Consider the following 17,989-nt stretch of genomic DNA (forward strand, 5'->3'; position numbering starts at 1 on the left):
CCGTCGCGCCGAAGGGGATGGCCAGTCCATGTCGCTTTCCAGACGCTTCCGGGTGCTCGTCGTGGCCGTGCTGGCCGCGGTCACCGGGTTTCCCGCCGTGCCGGCCGTCGCGTCGACGGCCGACACGGCACTCACGTGGCAGCCCTGCGCCGGGGTGCCCGAACCGGCCCAGGGCCTGCAGTGCACGACCATGAGCGCGCCGCTGGACTACGCGCGGCCGTCGGGGGCGAAGATCACGCTCGCGTTCTCCCGGCTGCCGTCCGCCGATCCGGCCAAGCGCCGCGGCGTGCTCCTGCTGAACCCGGGATCGCAGGGCGACTCCCAGCTCGCCCTGCCGCTGCAGTTGCTGGCCTTGGGCCTGCCGCAGGCCGTACGGGACGCCTACGACCTGATCGCCTTCGACCCGCGCGGGGCCGGGAACAGCACCCGGGTGACGTGCGACCTGCCCGTGACGTTCATGATCCCGCCCGCCTACGCCGTGACGGACGCGGGCGTCGACACCCAGGCCGCGGTGGCCCGCCAGAACGCCCAGGGCTGCGCGGCCGCGCCGTCGGCACCGCTGCTGCCGCACATCACCGTCCGGAACGTCGCGCGTGACCTCGACGGCATCCGGGCGGCCCTCGGCGAGCCGCGGATCTCCTTCCTCGGCTACTCGTTCGGGGCCTTCCTCGGCGCGACCTACGCGACGATGTACCCGAACCGCACCGATCGGGTGGTGCTGGACAGCTCGACCGGGCCGGGCGGCCTCGACTACACCTGGTCGCGCCGGTTCGCTTCGGGCTTCGAGAAGCACTTCCCCGACTTCGCCGCCTGGGTCGCCGCCCAGGACGCGACCTACGGCCTCGGCAGCACGCCGGAAGCCGTGAAGGCCAAGTACTTCGCGCTCGCCGCGAAGCTCGACCAGACGCCGATCGAGACCGTCGACGGCGCCACCTTCCGCTGGATCAACGAGGCCCTCACCCAGTCGGACGCGACCTTCCCGCTGCTCGCCCAGGTCTGGCAGCAGGCCGAGAACGGCACGATCGCGCGGCCGCCGCTGCCGCCCGGGTTCGACTTCTCCGGGCTGCTGGCGATCGTCTGCAACATGGACGGCTGGCCGAAGGACGTCGAGGTCTACCGGCACGCGGTGGCCGAGGACCGGGCCCGCTACCCGATGCTCGGCGCGGCCGCGGCGAACGTCTGGGCCTGCGCGTTCTGGCCGGCGCAGCGGACCGAACCGCAGGTGCGCATCACCGACCGCGGCCCGTCGAACATCCTCATGGTGCAGAACCTGCGCGACAACGGCACCGACTACCCGGGCGGCGTCGAGATGCGCGCGGCGCTGGGGCAGCGGGCCAAGCTGCTGACGATCGACCAGGGCGGGCACCGCGCCTACCTGTTCGGCACCAACGCCTGCGCGAACGCCGCGGTGGCCCGCTACCTCGCCGAAGGGGTGCGCCCGCCCGGGGACGCGTTCTGCGCGGCGAATAGCTGACCGGAGCTGCCTTCTTGCGGTGGCGTGCCGAGGGCGTGACCTCGGCACGCCACCCGGGGGTCCGCGGGACGACCGAGGGTTCGGCTCGGTCGCTCCGGCGGCCCGCAGGGGCAGCGAAGACCGTCGCCGGAGTGACCCGGGCGGGTTCGTCGCCGCGTGCGAGCCTTGTTCGGACAGCAGATCTTTCCGGGCGGCGATGATCCGGTGCTGGTCGGCGCCGACGATGTGGCGCGATGAGGGCGACCGTGTGATGAGTCATACTCGTCCGGTGGGTGCAACGGATCACGTCAAGGTCGAGACGTTCGAGCCGGAGGTGGACAGGGGGGCCGTCTACCGGCCGGGTTACACCCGGGCGGCAGAGCGGATCCTGCAGTTCATCGCCGAGCAGGGCTTCGGGCCGGGTGACCGGTTGCCCACCGAGGCGCGGTTCGCCGAGATCCTCGGCGTCAGCCGGACGATCACCCGGGATGCGCTGAAGACCCTCTCGGCCACCGGCCGGATCAGCACGCAGCGGGGGAGGGGCATCTTCGTCGCCGATCCGGCGGACGCGCCGGTGTCGCCGGTGGCCGCGTTCGTGCCGACTGACATCGCCCAGATCATGGACATGTTCGAGTTCCGAGGGGTGCAGGAGCGGGCTGCGGCCGGCCTGGCCGCGAAGCGGGCCACGCCGGGCGAGCTGGTTGCCATCGACGACGCCCTCGATGCGTATGCCCGGTCGCTGGAGGCCGGGGATCCGAGGGAGATGGCAGCCGCCGACGAGTCCTTCCACTTCGCCGTCGCCAGGGCTGCCCACAACACGTTCTTGCTCGACTCGATCGCGACCGTTCAGGGGCTGCAACGGCGGGTGGTGGCGGCGGCGTTCGGCGGGTTCAGCGGTGGTCCGGTGGCCACCGCTTTGGCGGAACACCGTCAGATCCTCGAGGCCGTCCGGCGCGGAGACGCCGAACAGGCAGGCATGGCGGCCCTGGCGCACGTCGAGCGCACCCGCCTGAGTTACGAGGCGGAGATCGATCGGCGAGTCTTCCGGTCGCACTGACCGCAAGCACGGGGCACGACAGGGAGATGGCTGTCGTTCTCGCCCTCCCGAGGCTGGTTCATCGGCTTCAAATGAAGCAGGTTAATAAGTCGCCCTGATCCCGCATTTGAGTGCGAGCGTCCGTCTTGTCGCTCGCCGAGGCCAAAATGGGGCCTACTCATTTCGATCAAGGGCTGCTATGTTGCACATCTCACAGCAGATGTACCCGCTTCATTGACCGCAGATGCGGTGCCGCCCCGCTCGGACCGGAGTTACCGTGCGCATCACCCACGTGGAAACCTTCTCCGCCGACGTCGCCGCTCCGGAGCCGCCCTTCCGGTGGCGTGACGGGTTGCGCGGCGGGGCCGGCGGACAGGTCGGCATCATCCGCATCGGCACCGACACGGGTGCGACCGGTGTGGCCACCGCGCACAAGCCGGGCTCCGCCGTCGTTCTGCGGGAGCTCGTCGACCGCGTGCTGCGCCCGGAGCTGGTCGGCGCCGACCCGTTGCAGCGCGAGTGGCTGTGGGAGCGCCTCTGGAACGTCGACCGCGGCGAGTACCTGCCTGTTCACCTGCTCGGCGTCGTCGACACGGCGTTGTGGGACCTGGCCGGGCGGGTGCACGGCGCCCCGTGCTGGCAGCTGCTCGGCGGCTACCGCACGCGCATCCCCGCGTACGCGTCGACCGTGACCTTCGATTCCGTCGAGGAGTACCTCGACGTCGCGGACCAGTGTCTGGCGCTCGGCTATTCGGCCATCAAGCTGCACGCCTGGGGCGATCGCGATCGCGATACCCGGCTGATCCAGGCGCTGCGGGCGCACGTCGGTCCGGACGTCCCGCTGATGTACGACGGCTCCGCGGCGTTCGACCTCGCGGACGCCGTGCACGTCGGCAACGCCCTGACCGAGTGTGGCTACCTCTGGTACGAGGAACCGATCCGGGAGTACAGCATCACGGCGTACCGGTGGCTCGCCGAGCGGGTCGGTGTGCCGCTGAACGTGGCCGAGACGATCCCCGGCGCGCACCTGAGCGCGGCCGACTTCCTTGCTGCCGGTTGCGCGACCTACGTCCGGACGAGTGCGGCCCTGCGCGGCGGGATGACCGGTGCGATGCGGATCGCCCACCTGGCGGACGCCTACCGGCTGCGGGCCGAGGTGCACGGCAACACCCAGTCGGCCCGGCACCTGTGCATGGCGATCCCCAACACCACCTACTACGAGTCCCTCGTGACCGCCAACCCCGTGCGCAAGGGATCGGGCGTCGAACCGGACGGCTCGGTCTTGGCGCCCCGCGACCACGGGATCGGCCTCGCACCCGGGCCGGCCTATCCCGCCGCGCTCGGGGAGTACGTATGCGTCCCATGACCGGCTGCCCGCAGCACCACGACGACATGACCATTCCTGGGAGGAATCCATGATCACCCCGTCGACCAGGACAGGCCCGCGTCGAGCCCGTGCGCTGGTGGCCGTGATGACGGCCGCATTGCTGGTCACCGCTTGCGCGAACGCCGACCCCAACCGGGCCGGCGCCCAGCGGGACGCCGCCGGCCCGTTCAGCCCGGGGCCGCAGGATCCGTCGAGCGAGATCACCGTGTGGGTGGACGCGACCCGGACCGCCGCGGTCGAGGCCTACCGCAAGGCTCACCCGGAGGCGAAGATCAAGGCGGTCACCTACAGCGGCGGCGCGAACGGAAGCACCGAGCTGCGGACCAAGGTCGAGCTGTTCGACCGTACCGGTGAAGGGTGGCCCGACGTCGTCTGGCCGAACGTCCAGGACCTCGCCTGGGCGACCACGGGAGCAACCCCGTTCGCCGCTCCCCTCGACACGCTGGTCGACCGGTCCGTGCTCGACGGGTACGTCAAGGGCGCGCTCGACCAGTGCACAGTGGACGGAAAGGTCCACTGCGTGCGCAACGACCTGGCCCAGAATGTGCTCTGGTACAACAAGAAGCTCATGGACCAGTTCGGCTACCAGGTCCCCGCGACCTGGGAGCAGTGGCAGCAGCTGGGCCTGCGGGTGAGCAAGGAGCACCCGGGATACCTGGTCGGCGAGGTGGGCAGCCCGACCACGCCGCACGTCTACTTCTGGGGCAGCCGGTGCCCGGCCGGCGTTCTCACCGGGGACAAGACGGTGACCGTCGACCTCCGGGACCCCACGTGCACGAGAATGGCGCAGCTGCTCGATCCGTTGCTGAGTGCCGGTGCGCTGGGCACCCGTAGCAAGTGGGACACCGGCTTCATCAAGGAGCAGGCCGCCAAGATCCTCATGATGCCGGGGCCCGCTTGGTACGGCCAGGCGTTGTTCAACGCCGGCTACCGCACCCCGCCGGGAGAAATCGCGGCCGCCGCGCCGCTGAAGTTCGCGGCGGACGCCGAGACCTGGACCGGTGCCGTCGGCGGGGGGATGTGGTTCGTCTCCGCACACAGTCGCAACCTCAAGGCCGCCGTCGACTTCGTCACCTGGGTCACCACCGACCCGGGGTACACGGCGACCGCCGCGACCTACCCCGCCTACGGCCCGGCGGCAGCCGGCTGGCTGGCGGCTCAGCGGGCGTCCGGCTACTACGCCAACGACATCGGCCCGGTCCTGCAACAGGCCGCCCCGCGGATCTGGACCAAGTGGGCGGTCAGCACGCTGTACAGCCAGGAGGCGATCTACGCCGCGACCGTGGTGCCGGCGCTCTCCGCCGGCAAGTCCGTCTCGTCGCAGCTGGACCTGTGGCAGCAGGCGATCGCCGACAAGGCCACCGCACTCGGCTACAAGGTCAACTGATCGATGGTGGCGACCGGAACTCCCCAGGCACGGGCCGGCGCGAGCCGGCCCGGTGTCCGGACGGCGAAGCCCCGCGGGCGGCGTGTCGGCAGCGGCGGCCGGGTCGGCTACCTCTTCGTGGCCGGCTACACGATTCTCCTGCTGCTGTTCGGCGTGGCGCCGGCGGCCTACGCCCTGTGGCTGTCGGTGACCAACTCCAGCGGGCAGTTGACGGGCCTGGGCAACTTCACCCGGGTGTTCGCCGACTACCGGTTCGGCTCGGCCTTCGCCCACATCGGGGTCTACCTGACCCTGTGGCTCGGCAGCCTGATGGTGCTGGTGGTGACCCTGGCCCTGCTGCTGCACGGCCGGCTGAAGCGGACGAGCGCGGTGGTCCGGTTCCTCTGCTACCTGCCGGGTGCGTTCGCCGGGGCGTCGAGCGTTCTGATCTGGCTGATCCTGCTCGACCCGGTCGCGAGTCCGGTCGGTCCGGTGCTGCGGGCCGTCGGCTGGAGCAGCGCGGCACAGGTCGTGGCGCCGGAGAACCTGCCGGCGATCTTCACGATCATCGCCTTCTGGACGGGCGCCGGCAGCTGGATCGTCATCATTCACGGCGCGCTCAACGGTATTCCGAACGAGGTCATCGAGGCGGCCCGGATCGACGGAGCCGGCGCGGTGCAGATCGCCCTTCGGATACAGCTCCCGATGTTGCGCAAGTGGATCGCGTACATGTTGATCCTCGCCTTCGCCGGCGGGGCCCAGCTGTTCGTCGAACCGCAGCTGGTGGGGACGGCGAGCTTCGGGCAGGTGCCCGACGACTGGTCGCCCAACCAGCTCAGCTACCAGTTCGCGTTCGTCGCTGCCGACTTCAACGGCGCGGCGGCCATCGCGGTCGTCCTGCTCGTGCTGAGCCTCGGCTGCGCCGCAGCCGCCGTGTTCAAGGCCGGGCTGTTCGAGAGGGACCACTCGTGACCAATCCGTCGTCGACCGCGAACCGGGCCCCCGCCGGCCGGAACCGGGCCGGCGCGGCGTCAGTGGCCGCCCGGGTCACCTGGGTGCTGGTGGTCGGCGTCTTCCTGTGCTTCTTCGTCGTGCCGATCGCCTGGATGCTGCTCGCCCCGACCCGAAGCGACGCGGGAATCGTGCACGGTGCTCCGTTGACCTTCGGCTCGCTGGACGACCTCGCGGCCAGCTGGCAGCACCTGTACGACTTCCAGTCGCACGCGATCGTCACCTGGGTGGGCAATTCGGCGCTGTATTCGTTCTCGGCGCTCGTCATCACGCTGGTCACCGCGGTGCCCGCCGGCTACGCGCTGGCCACAGCGCGCTTCCGGGGGAGGGTCGCGCTGTTGACGGTCACCCTGACGGTGATGCTGATGCCCAACGCCACCCTGGTGCTGCCGCTGTACCTCGAGATGGACGCGCTCGGCCTGACCGGTTCCCGGTTGAGCGTCATCCTGCCGCTCTCGTTCTTCCCGTTCGGGGTGTACCTGACCTACATCTACTACGCCACCACCATTTCCGGAAACCTGCTGGACGCGGCCCGCATGGACGGCGCGAACGAGTGGACGGTCTTCCGGCGGATCGCGCTGCCCCTGGCCCGGCCGGTGGTCGCTCTGGTCGCCTTCTTCAGCTTCGTGCACAGCTGGAACAACTTCTTCCTGCCGTTCGTGATGCTGCCCGACAGCGAGCAGTATCCCGCCCAGGTGGGGCTGAACACCTTGTTGACCGCCTCGCCGATGTTCAACTCCTCGAGCGGCATCTCGGAGATCCTCCGGCCCGAGCTGGCGCTGGCTGCGCTGCTCACCAGCATCCCGGTCCTGATCGTCTTTCTTTTCTCCCAGCGTGCACTGGTCTCCGGCATGACCGCCGGGGCGACGAAGGAGTAGCCGTGCGGATCGGACAAGCGACCGACCACCGAACAAGGAGCGGAACGCTATGAACACAAGCAGGCGAGCAGCCGTGGCGGCCGTCGCCGGAGCCGTGCTGGCTGCGGGCCTGGTGGCCGCCGGGCCGGCGCACGCGGCAGCAGCACCGTGCACCTTGTACGTCTCGGCGTCGGGCAGCGACGGCAATGCCGGAACCTCACCGGATCGCCCCTGGGCGACCCTGGAACGGGCGCGGGACCACATCCGGCTGCACGGGCTCAACAAGGACATGCGGGCCGACCTCGGCGTCTGTCTGCGCGGGGGCCGGTACACCCGGACGGCGACCTTCACCCTGACCGAGGCGGACTCGGGTTCCGGCGGGTTCAAGGTTGTCTACCGGGCGTTTCCGGGCGAGACTCCCGTCATCGACGGTGGTAAGGCCGTCAGGGGCTGGAGCCGGGTAGCCGGCCGGCCTTACTTCGTGGCCGACGTACCGGAGTCGGCGGGCTACGCCGACTACTTCCGGCAGCTCTACGTCGGCGGCCGGCGGGCCCAGCTGGCGATGGGCAAGGGCATCGTGGGCAACGGCTTCTTCGACGAGGCATCGATCCCCAACCCGCCGGCCAACCCGGAGCGGCCGACCCGCTCCTACGACGGCCTGGAGTTCCCGGCGGCCGGCGTCCCGGCGTACACCAACGTCCGCGACATCCGGCTGCTGCACATCGCGATCGGCTTCAAGATCGACTACTTCCCCGTCGTGGACATCAGCGCGAGCGGCGCCGGCAAGCGGGTGCGCCTGGCACAGCCGCACTTCCAGGTGCGGCTGAACCGCGACGACGGCTTCTCGCTGGACTACGACGACACGTTCTACGTGCTCAACGCGTTCGAGGAGCTGGATTCCCCCGGAGAGTGGTACCTGAACCGGGCGACGAACAAGGTGTACTACCACCCGCGGGCGGGAGAGGATGTCAACCAGGCCGGGGCGTACGTGCCGGTGGTGGAGACGCTGGTGAACGTGGCCGGGTCCAGCCCGTCCGCGAAGGCGAGCGCGATCGCGTTCGACGGCATCACGTTCGAGCACGGCAACTGGCTGCTGCCTCGCGACCGGTTCATCGGCGGCTCGCAGGCGGAGGCGCAGTACGCGGACGACCCCTTCAAGGACCCGAACCACGACGGCTACGGCGGCGAGGTGCCCGGTCAGATCAAGCTGGCCAACGCCAAAGGCATCGCCTTCACCAACAACACCGTGGGCAAGATGGGCAGCGGCGGGCTGCAGCTGCTGACCGGAGCCGAGGACGTCACCGTCACCGGCAACCTCTTCTACAACCTGACCGCCGCCGGGATCATCGCGGGCCGGTGGATGGACGTGCACGTCGACGGCGCCCGGCGCACCAGGAACGTGACGATCAGCAACAACGTCGTGACCGACACCGGTGACGACTTCTTCCCGGCGACCGGGATCAGCCTGATGAACACCTACAACGTGGCGGTCACCCACAACCTCGTCTACGACACCTCGTTCATGGGCTTCCACCAGCGCAAGGCGGAGGAGACCAGCCTCCTCGACGGGGTGGACGGGATCGGCAAGACGACGTTCAGCCACAACGAGGTGTACAACACCACGTCCAAGGTGTCCTGGGGGGTGCACGACTCGGGGGCCGTCTACTCGTTCGGGTCGTGGCCGGGCAGCGTGGTCAGCCACAACCACGTGCACCACCCGACGTCGACCGCGAACTACTACAGCGACAACCAGAGTCACCGGACCCGCTGGGACTACAACGTCGGGCTGGGCGGGCGGTTCGACTTCTCCCCGCGTTACCGCCGGCCCCTGTCGGTGTACGCGTCGCACAACTACACCGACTTCGCCGACAACTGGCTCAGCGGGGCCAGCTACGACGGCGACGGCCAACCGCACGTGGTGACCGGTGGTGCGTGGCCGGCCGAGGCGCGGACCATCATGAACCAGGCGGGCCTGGAACCGGAGTACGCCGCGCTGCGGAGGAAGGTGCCCGGGGAGAACCTGGCCGGCTATTCCACCGTGTCGCAGCGCAGTGCCTGGGACAGCGGCCTCGGCAAGCTTTGGGACGGCGTCACCGAGACCGGCGAGGCCGGCTCCAGCGTGAACGAGTCCTGGGTGCAGTTCGATCTCGGTGCCGACTACGAGCGGTTCGCCTTCACCATCCAGCAGGACAACTGCTGCACCTGGATGACCACCCACTGGAAGGTGCAGCGGTGGAGCGCCGGCCAGAACGCCTGGATCGACATCATGCCCTACCAGGCGATCAACACGGTGGCGCCGGTCGTCTACCGGCCGCCGGCCGATGTCGCCACCACCGGCATCCGGCTCTACGCGCGCAACAGCAACCAAAACGGAAGTGTCGGCGTGCAGGAGTTCAGCGCAACCGGCGTGCGGAAGTAGGACCTCGACAGCACGCGGCGGGCATGGCAGACCGGGCGGGTGCACGAGCCGTGTGCCTGCCCGGCCGCCATCGCCTCACCGCCGGCAGGCAGCACGGCCGGTGTCACGAACCACCTTGCCGGGCGCGTCCCCCGGTCAGCAGTTGAGGTTGTAGAACCAGGTCGGGTTGTACAGCCGGATCCACTCACCGGGGTTGTACGATTCGCCGCGGAAGAGAATCTTGCACTTGGTCGACCGGACGCAGTCGGTGTCCTTCCAGTAGGCGGTCGAGTCACCGCCGTCCTTGAGCGTCTTCCGGTGGTCGCCGGACACCTTGCAGCTCCAGTGGGACGAGGAGTCCCGTTCGATCTGCAGGCTCTTCCCGGTGCGGTTGTGCGCCTCCCCGCAGGCCGGCCAGGTGCAGCTGGTGCCCATCGTCTGCACCGGCGCGTTCGCGTCGGCGGGCACCACTTCCTCGACCACGATCACACCCGGCTCCGGCGCGGCCGGAGCCGCCTGTGCCGTTCCGGTGAACCCCAGCAGCACGGCGGCCGCGGCCGTGGCCACCACCGGCCCCACCCGTTTCGTCAACGACTGAAGTCGCATTGTGCTCCCCTCATCATCGCGACGCCCTGATCGGCCGCCGCCCGGAAGTACTGTCGCCGGGGCAGCCCGCCGATATCAAGATCTTCGCGTCCCGTCCGGGGGCGGGACGCCGTTCCGGGCTCTGAACTGCGCGTTCACCTCGTGAATGAGACGGCCTGGGTCATGCATCGGCCGCGGGGCTGTGGCGGGGGCAGGCGTTTCGTTGGCATTCGGCCGGGGAGGGGCGCACGTGGACGAGATCGCCGGGCTGCTGTCGGAGCTGAAGCAACGCAGCGGCCTCAGCTACGCCGAGCTCGGCAAGCGAACGTACGTCAGCAGGTCGAGCCTGCACCGGTACTGCACCGGGCGGAGTGCGCCACCGAACTACCAGTTGCTCGTCGCCATCGCCCAGGAGTGCGGCGCGACCGACGACGAGCTGGGTGAACTGCTGCTCAGGTGGCGCCGTCGCGAGGGCGGCGCCCGGCCGGCCGGGGAACAACCGGCGGCCCCCGCGGTCCGCGCGCGGGAACCCGGTCACGCCCGAACGCGGCTGGGTGGCGGTCGCGGTCGTGCTGCTCATGGTTTTCGTCGCGACCTCCGGCACCCCGGCCGGAACGGATGTCCCGCGGATCACCGCGCCGGCCTGGCAGGCGCAGCCGGTTCCGGTGCCACCGGAGCTGTTCGGCGTGACCATGAACAGCGCCACCGGCACCATGCCGGCGTTCCGGATGGGCAGTGTGCGCTTCTGGGACAGCCAGACCCGCTGGGCGAACCTGCAGCCGGCTCGCGACCGGTTCGACTGGGCCACCTTGGACCGGCTGGTGGACGGCGCGGAGAAAGCCGGGTTGCCCACGCTGTTCGTCCTGGGTGGCACACCGGGGTGGGCGGCACCGGGCTCGCCGAAGGGCGCCTACACCGACGGTTCGCGAACCGGCGCGCCCGAGAACCTCGCCGATTGGGATCGCTTCGTCCAGGCCCTCGCGTCCCGGTACCGGGGCAGGCTCCACGCCTACGAGCTGTGGGTGCAGGCCACGCATCACATGTACTACTCGGGGTCGGTCGAGCGGCTGGTGGAGATGACCGGGCGGGCGGCGAAGATCGTACGGTCGAACGATCCGGACGCCACGCTCGTCTGTCCCTCGATGGGACAGCTCTGGCAACCCCAAGCCCGGGAAATCCTGCGGCGGTTCGCCGAACTCGGCGGTTACCAGCACTGTGACGCCGCAGGCGTGAAGCTGTACCAGCGGGACGCGGCCGACCCGCCGGAAACGCTGGTGCCGCTGCTGCGCGAGATCGACGCGACGATGCACGCGGCCGGCGTTCACCCGCCGCTGTGGAACACGGGCACGGTCTACGACATCCCGCTGAGGGAGCCGTTGTCCCCGGCGCGCTCCACCGACTACGCGATCCGGTTCTACCTCGCCGGCCTCTACGGCAGGGAGTTCAACCTGCGGCGGATGTACTTCTACAACTGGGGTTCCAGCAAGCTTCCCCTGGTGCTGCAGGCCGAAGGAAGCCCGCCCCACGCCGGACAGGGTTGACGCACAGCCCTGCAGCGTGACCAGCGGTCGCACAGGTTCGGGTCGTCGACGACCCGGTGCGGGCTGGTGCTGTTCCACCTGCCGAGGAAGAACGGCTTCGGCACGGGTGCCGGCACCCGTGCCGGACGCAGTTACTCTTTGCTTCGAAGGGGAGTTCGCTACCTCATCTGGGTGTACACCGTCAGGTCATCGAAATGTCGCACTGTAGTCATCCCGCGAACTTAGCGTGTGCGGGCCGCAACGGTCTTTTCGGAAGAGGTGACACATGGCTGGTCCATTCGACGCCGCCGCGGGTCCGGCGCTGTCCCGCCGTCAGGTCCTGCTGGCCGGTACCGCCGTGCTCGGCGCCGCCGCGCTGTCCGGCATCCCCGCCGCGGCCGCCGAAGGCGCGGGGCACGCGCCGGTCCGGGCGCCCTTCACGCTGGGGGTCGCGTCGGGCGACCCGCTGCCCGGCGGCGTGGTGCTGTGGACCCGGCTGGCGCCCGAACCCCTGGCTGCCGACGGTGGCATGCCGGCCCGGCCGGTGCCCGTGAGCTGGCAGGTCGCCGAGGACGAGCGGTTCCACCGCGTGGTGGCGGCCGGTGCCGCGCCGGCACGCCCGGAGCAGGCGCATGCGGTCCACGTCGAGGTGTCCGGGCTGCGGCCGGGAGCCGAGTACTTCTACCGTTTCCGGACCGGCCGCGAGCTGAGCCCGGTGGGCCGGACCAAGACCGCGCCGCGGCCGGGCGCGCGGACCGACCGGTTCGCGTTCGCCTTCGCCAGCTGCCAGAACTACCCGGAGGGCTTCTACACGGCTTACCGGCACCTGGCCGAGGAGGATCTCGACCTCGTCGCGTTCCTCGGCGACTACATCTACGAAGGGGGCGCGCAGGGCACGATCGGCCGTGCGCACGCGCCGGCGGCCGAGGTCTGGACGCTCGCCGACTACCGCACCCGGCTCGCCCAGTACAAGAGCGACCCGGACCTGCAGGCGGCCCACGCGGCCTTCCCGTGGGCGGTCGTGTTCGACGACCACGAAGTGGAGAACAACTGGGCGGGCGACATCTCCCAGCCCGACACCGAACCCGACCAGGACCCGGCGGTGTTCCGGCAGCGCCGTGCGGCCGCGTTCCAGGCGTACTACGAGCACATGCCGTTGCGGCGCGCCCAGCGTCCGTCGGGCCCGGACATCCGGATCCACCGGCGGCTGACCTTCGGCGACCTGGCCGACGTGCACCTGCTCGACACCCGCCAGTTCCGCGACGACCAGGAGGTGACGCCGGAGGAGCGGCTCGACCCGGCCCGCACGATCCTCGGCTCCGCGCAGCGGGAATGGCTGCTGCGGAACCTGGCCGGCCGGACCGCGCGCTGGAACGTCCTGGCCCAGCAGGTGTTCTTCTCCGCCCGCGACTTCACCGCGGGCCCGGCGACGAGCTTCAGCGACGACGCGTGGGACAGCTACCCGGTCGAGCGCGACCTCGTCCGCGACCACCTGGCGAGGGCGAGCAACCCGGTGGTGATCACCGGTGACGTGCACGCGAGCTACGTCGCCGACATCAAGGCCGACTTCACGAACCCGGCTTCGGTGACCGTGGGCACCGAACTGGTGGGCACGTCGATCACCTCGGGTGGCGACGGCGTCGACCAGAACGCGGGCGATGCCGTGCAGTTGCGGGAGAACCCGCACATCAAGTTCGTCAACCGCAAGCGCGGTTACGTCCGCAACGTCGTAACCCGTACCGAGTGGACGGCCGACTACCGCGTCGTCGACTACGTTTCCCGGCCCGGGGCCCCGGTGACCACGCGCGCGAGCTTCGTCATCACCGACGGCGAAGCCGGCGCCACCCCGAGGTAGGGACCCGTGCCGGCCCGGCTCGATCGAGCCGTTCGACGGCGCGAGCGCTTTCAGGAGACCCGGCCGGCAGCCCAGACACGCGTGGCGGCAAGTTCGGCGTCGCGGATGAGTTCGGAGGTGTCGGCATACGCGAGCCGGCGGTCGGCGACCAGGAAAGCACCGTCGACCATGACGTGGGTGACGTCCCGGCCGCTGGCGTTGTAGACGAGGACACCGAATGGGTCGGCCAGCGGTGCCAGGTGCGGCTGGTCGATGTCGACGAGAATCAGGTCGGCCCGCTTGCCCGGCTCGAGTGATCCGACGCGGTCTGCCAGGCCGAGAGCATCGGCGCTTCCCGAGGTGGAAAGCCGCAGCGCTTCGCGGGCACTCAGAGCGAGATGGTCGTTGGTTTGTAGCCGCAGGCCTGAAATCCCGGCGCGCATCGCGTCCCAGGGATCCATGGTGACCCAGTCCGTGCCCCAGCCGACGCGGAGCCCGGCGGCATAAACCTCACTCATGGGACCGAGCATCCCGGACGACTTGATGACGTTTCCCGGGCAATGAGCGGCCGGTGTTTCAGTGCGCCGCAATATCTCGACGTCGCCGGTGTCGGCGTACAGCAGGTGGACGGCAACCGTCGACCGGCCGAGAACGCCGTTGTCTTCAAGGAACCGCACCGAGCTCTGGCCGTAACGGTCGCGTAGGTATTCGTGTTCCGACCGGCCCTGCGCGACGTGTGTGTGGATGCCGGCGCCTCTCTTCCTTGCCTCGGTGACAATTTCTCGATGCAGGCCCGGCGAACAGGTGTCGGCGGCGTGCGCGCCGAACCTGACCTCGATCCGGCCGTCGGCGGCGCCGTTCCACTTCTCGTACAGCTCGACGTTCTGGCCGAGCTTGCGCTCGCCTCTTTCCGGTGAATAATCTCGCCGGCCCTGCCCGATGCCGGGCAGGTCGACGTCGTAGGTCTTGTGGGCGATCTGCGCCCGGATGCCGGCTTCGGCCGCCGCGTGGGCCGTTTCGGCGGCGTGGTGGAACATGTCGTTCATCGTCGTGCAGCCGGACAGCAGCAATTCGGCGATCCCCAGTCGGCTGAGCACGTGGATGGCGTCGGCGTCCAGGTGTTTCTCCATCGGCATCGCGTAACCGTAGAAATTGTCGGGCCGGTCCTCCAGTTGCCCGCGGAAGATCGCGCCGGCGACGTGCGTGTGCGCGTTCACGATCCCGGGAAGCAGAACGTGTCGGGGAAACCGCCGGATCTCGTCCCCGATGACATCGCCCGCCGGACCCACTTCGACGATCTGGTTTCCCTCGATCGCCACCGCGCCGTTCCGGATGACGTCGAGTTTCGCGTCCATCGGCAACACCCAGCCGGCCTCCAGCACGAGTCGCTTCTCCATCGTGAATCCTTTTCGTTGCGGTACGTTGGATACGCCTCGCGTGAACGCCGGCTGCGGTCGGGGTCAGGCGTCGACGATCTGCCACTGCTGGTTGGTGCCGGTGTTGGCGGCCCACGCGATCACCCGGGCGCCGTCGTTCGCCGAGCCGCCTTCCACGTCCGCGCAGAGGCCGGTGCGGACGTTGACGAGCCGGTGGTAGCCGTCACCGGTGTCGGCGAGCTTCCACCACTGGTTGTCGGTGCCGGTGTCCTGCGCCTGGTCCAGCTGGGTGCCTTGGCCGGCGCCGGCCGGGCTGTCGAGCAGCCGGCCGCTGTTGCGGTTGACCAGACGGATCGATCCGTCCGGATTGGACAGACGCTGCCACTGCTGGTTGGCTCCGCCGGACCAGGTCCACTGGACGACCTTGACGCCGTCGGCGGTTCCGTTGCCGGTGACGTCGAGAACCTTGCCGCTGCGCCGGTTGACCACCCTGACGTACCCGCTTTGCGAGGGCGGGGACAGGGAGACGGTGATGTCGGTGCGCTGGTTGGCGGTCAGGGACACCACTCTTGCGTAGGTGCCGAGGGGCGAGGTGGTGACGGGCGCGGCTGTGGTCACCGACGTCATGCCCCGGCGGCTGATCAGCGTGACGTCCTGGTCGATGGCCGACGTGACGGACAGTGTGGCCGTGCGGGCGGACAGGTCCCAGCCGAGGCTGTGGACCCGGATACGGCCACGTGCTCGGACGCCGGTGATCGAGCCCTTGGCCAGTTGCCCGGGCAGGGCCGGGAGGATCTCCAGCACGCCGGGCCGGGAGTAGAGCAACGCCTCGGCCAGCACAGCGGGTATCGCGTGGGCGGCGTCGGCGTTGTAGGTCTCCAGGTTGGGGTTGTGCGATGTCATCAGCGACCGGTGGATCATGGTGTTGCCGATGATCTTGCGGAGGTTGGCGTAAACCTTCACGCCGTCCTTGAGCCGGGCGGCGGCCAGCGCCCGGTGCAGGCTCCCGTGGGCGGACAGATTTTCGTCGCCGCGGAGTTCCAGTGCCCGCAGCGCGGGTGCGATCAGCTCGGGGCGGGTCTCGGGGTTGATCTCGTGCAGCGGCCAGGCGCCGTACAGGTGGTGGACGTGCCGGTGGTTGTAGTTGTCGTTGAGGCTCGGCCAGGACCACTCCGCCAGGGCGTTGTCGCCGTTGATCCGGTATGCGGGCAGTTTCCCGAGCAGCGCCGTCCAGCGCTGGACGCCCTGGCCGCTGCCCTGTTCCACGCCGAGCGCGGTGGCCGCGGAGATGGCGGCCTGCAGCGCGTGCTTGCCGGCCATGATGTCGCCGGTGGCATTGACGGACAGGAGCACGCGGGTGTTGCCGGGCGCGTTCTCCATCGAGAAGGACGGGACGAACACGACCTTGCCGCTGGAGTCGGTCCGGGTCAGGAAGTCCTCGTAGAACAGCGCCAGTTCCATGAGCGCGGGGCCCAGCTTGTCCCGCAGGAACGCCTGGTCGCCGGTGACCTCCCAGTACTCGACGAGCGGGTAGAGCAACCAGTCGGCGCCGCCGGTCCAGGTCTGGCCGGGGAACCCGGCGTCGAAGTGGAGCATGTGGCCGTACTCGCCGTCGGTGCGGGACGGGGCGAGGAAGCCACGGGCGCCGTAGAGGTTCCGCGCGTTGGTCCGCCAGTGGGCGAGCTGGCCGAGGACGAGGGTGAAGTACCCCTGCATGGCCTCGGGCGTGTCCAGGATGTTGCCGCCGGCGACCTGGAGGTTGATGTTGGCGTCGGTGGTGAAGTCGTCGGCCCAGGCGCCGGTCCACGTGCCGGTCCAGATCCCCGTCAGCCGCGGCGGCAAGATCCCGCTGGAGCTGATGAAGAGGTATCGCCCCGAGTCGTAGAGCCGCTCGAGCAACGCGATGTCGATGACGCTCTTGTGGTTGTTCTGCCGGGTGAGCAGCTCGCTGATCGGCAGTCCCCGGTCGGCGGCGGAGACGCCGAGGTCGAGCCGGGAGCGGTCGTACCAGGCGGTGTGGATCGCGGTGTGCCGGGAAAGCAGTGCGGTGTAGTCGGTGCCGACCGCGGCCAGCGCCGCGTGCAGCGGCTGGGAGTCCCACGCGTTCGGCGTTTCGTACCGGTCGAGCTTGGTGAGCAACAGCAACCGCGACGCTCCGGACACGACAATGGTGGCTCCGCCGGCGGAGACGGTGCCGCCGGTCGGGACGACGCGGGTGACGCCTTCGTAGCCGAACGCGCCCTGCCCGGAAGGATAGGTGCCACGCAGGTTCAGGTAACCGGAACCGCCGCCGGCGGTGGCCCGGGTCGTGAAGCCCACGCTGCCGGGCACTCCGTCCAACGCTGTGTTCACGCCCAGGGTCGCGTCGATCGTCCGGCCGGGCGCCGGCGTCAGCTCGTGGACGATCACGCGGTCGGCGCGGGAGACGAACGCCCGGCGGGTCCACGTGCCGTGGCTGTCGGTCCAGCCGGTGGTGACCTCGCCGGTGCGGAAGTCGGTCACGCGGCCGTAGTCGTTGGTCGTGGTCATGGCGGGCGTCGCGATCCGGAGTTCGTACGCCGGGTGGTAGGTCTGGGTCCAGCGCAGCGACCAGCCGGCCGCGAAGTCCCGGTTCGCCCCGGCGTAGTCACCGGCGAGCGCCTTGTCCCGGACGCTCTGCAGGCGTCCCGAAATCACCGGCGGGGTAAGCGATCGGGAGCCGTTGGGCAGGACGAGGCGATGGTGGTTGAAGATCACCTTTTCCAGTACCGGCGCGCCGTACAACGTGGCGCCGTACTCACCGTTGCCGGTCAGGAAGCCGTCCGTCCAGGACGCGGCCGGGCCGGTGTCGTGGATGCCGCGCTCGGGCAGCGCGATCTGCGGCGGTACGGCCGCCGCCGCGCCGGACAGCAACCCCCGGGGCAGGGCGGCGGCCCCGGCGGTCAACGCGGCGGCGGTGAGGAAGCGCCTGCGATCCCAAGACATGTGATGGATTTTGGGCCCTTGGTCTCGTCGGTGTCCATACCCGGAGACGTCAGCGGGCCCAGATACCGCCGAAGAGCCCATATCCGACCGGCATGCGGGGGCAAGGAGTAAGAGGCATGGACCTCTCTGGTCGGAAAAGATATGACGTCTTGTGAGCCGGTCGCCGTCCGGGCCGACCGGATCGGCACAGCGACGCCGAGCT

At 69.8% G+C, this 17,989-nt stretch carries 12 protein-coding genes and 1 pseudogene; 10 read left to right on the top strand and 3 right to left on the bottom strand.

Translation table 11 applies throughout. The features are described 5' to 3' along the window. The first annotated feature begins 28 nt into the window (after window positions 1-28). The 7 genes from ACLJQE_RS23955 (at window position 29) to ACLJQE_RS23985 (ending at window position 9,529) form a co-directional block, all read left to right on the top strand. Window positions 29-1,474 (top strand): alpha/beta hydrolase, encoded by a 1,446-nt coding sequence (locus ACLJQE_RS23955; RefSeq protein ID WP_410641765.1) that lies wholly within the window; start codon window positions 29-31, stop codon window positions 1,472-1,474. A 223-nt stretch (window positions 1,475-1,697) separates the two neighbouring features. Further along, on the top strand, window positions 1,698-2,510 hold the full coding sequence (locus tag ACLJQE_RS23960) for a FadR/GntR family transcriptional regulator (RefSeq protein ID WP_410641568.1): 813 nt from the start codon (window positions 1,698-1,700) through the stop codon (window positions 2,508-2,510). 256 nt (window positions 2,511-2,766) lie between these two features. Then, complete coding sequence (locus tag ACLJQE_RS23965; protein WP_410641569.1) at window positions 2,767-3,855, top strand: enolase C-terminal domain-like protein; 1,089 nt, start codon at window positions 2,767-2,769, stop codon at window positions 3,853-3,855. 106 nt (window positions 3,856-3,961) lie between these two features. Further along, window positions 3,962-5,263 carry an ABC transporter substrate-binding protein gene (locus ACLJQE_RS23970; protein ID WP_410641570.1) on the top strand — a complete coding sequence of 434 codons (1,302 nt, stop codon included), beginning with the start codon at window positions 3,962-3,964 and terminating at the stop codon, window positions 5,261-5,263. Window positions 5,264-5,266: 3 nt separating this feature from the next. Then, window positions 5,267-6,214 (top strand): carbohydrate ABC transporter permease, encoded by a 948-nt coding sequence (locus tag ACLJQE_RS23975; protein WP_410641571.1) that lies wholly within the window; start codon window positions 5,267-5,269, stop codon window positions 6,212-6,214. Next, a complete protein-coding gene (locus tag ACLJQE_RS23980; RefSeq protein WP_410641572.1) occupies window positions 6,211-7,131 on the top strand; it encodes a carbohydrate ABC transporter permease in 921 nt (306 codons plus the stop codon). Before ACLJQE_RS23975 ends, ACLJQE_RS23980 begins: the two co-directional genes overlap by 4 nt. Before the next feature lie 49 nt (window positions 7,132-7,180). Continuing rightward, on the top strand, window positions 7,181-9,529 hold the full coding sequence (locus ACLJQE_RS23985) for a right-handed parallel beta-helix repeat-containing protein (RefSeq protein WP_410641573.1): 2,349 nt from the start codon (window positions 7,181-7,183) through the stop codon (window positions 9,527-9,529). Between the two features lie 135 nt (window positions 9,530-9,664). Here ACLJQE_RS23985 and ACLJQE_RS23990 read toward each other — a convergent pair whose 3' ends face one another. Continuing rightward, complete coding sequence (locus ACLJQE_RS23990) at window positions 9,665-10,099, bottom strand: hypothetical protein (protein WP_410641574.1); 435 nt, start codon at window positions 10,097-10,099, stop codon at window positions 9,665-9,667. Between the two features lie 160 nt (window positions 10,100-10,259). Between ACLJQE_RS23990 and ACLJQE_RS23995 the strand changes: the two are divergent. The 3 genes and pseudogenes from ACLJQE_RS23995 to ACLJQE_RS24005 form a co-directional block, all read left to right on the top strand. Continuing rightward, a pseudogene (locus ACLJQE_RS23995) lies at window positions 10,260-10,529 on the top strand (helix-turn-helix domain-containing protein); the annotation flags it as partial. Window positions 10,530-10,647: 118 nt separating this feature from the next. Then, a complete protein-coding gene (locus ACLJQE_RS24000; protein WP_410641575.1) occupies window positions 10,648-11,634 on the top strand; it encodes a hypothetical protein in 987 nt (328 codons plus the stop codon). A gap of 265 nt (window positions 11,635-11,899) precedes the next feature. Continuing rightward, on the top strand, window positions 11,900-13,468 hold the full coding sequence (locus ACLJQE_RS24005; RefSeq protein WP_410641576.1) for an alkaline phosphatase D family protein: 1,569 nt from the start codon (window positions 11,900-11,902) through the stop codon (window positions 13,466-13,468). 50 nt (window positions 13,469-13,518) lie between these two features. On the opposite strand, the gene ACLJQE_RS24010 is transcribed toward ACLJQE_RS24005, so the two are convergent. Both ACLJQE_RS24010 and ACLJQE_RS24015 read right to left on the bottom strand, forming a co-directional pair. Further along, window positions 13,519-14,844: an amidohydrolase family protein gene (locus ACLJQE_RS24010; RefSeq protein WP_410641577.1), complete on the bottom strand. Its 1,326-nt coding sequence runs from the start codon at window positions 14,842-14,844 to the stop codon at window positions 13,519-13,521. 63 nt (window positions 14,845-14,907) lie between these two features. Further along, window positions 14,908-17,787, bottom strand: a complete 2,880-nt coding sequence (locus ACLJQE_RS24015) for a glycosyl hydrolase family 95 catalytic domain-containing protein (protein WP_410641578.1) — start codon at window positions 17,785-17,787, stop codon at window positions 14,908-14,910. Window positions 17,788-17,989: the final 202 nt, after the last annotated feature.

The organism is Amycolatopsis sp. lyj-346, assembly GCF_046548975.1.
In the GTDB taxonomy this organism is placed as follows: domain Bacteria; phylum Actinomycetota; class Actinomycetes; order Mycobacteriales; family Pseudonocardiaceae; genus Amycolatopsis.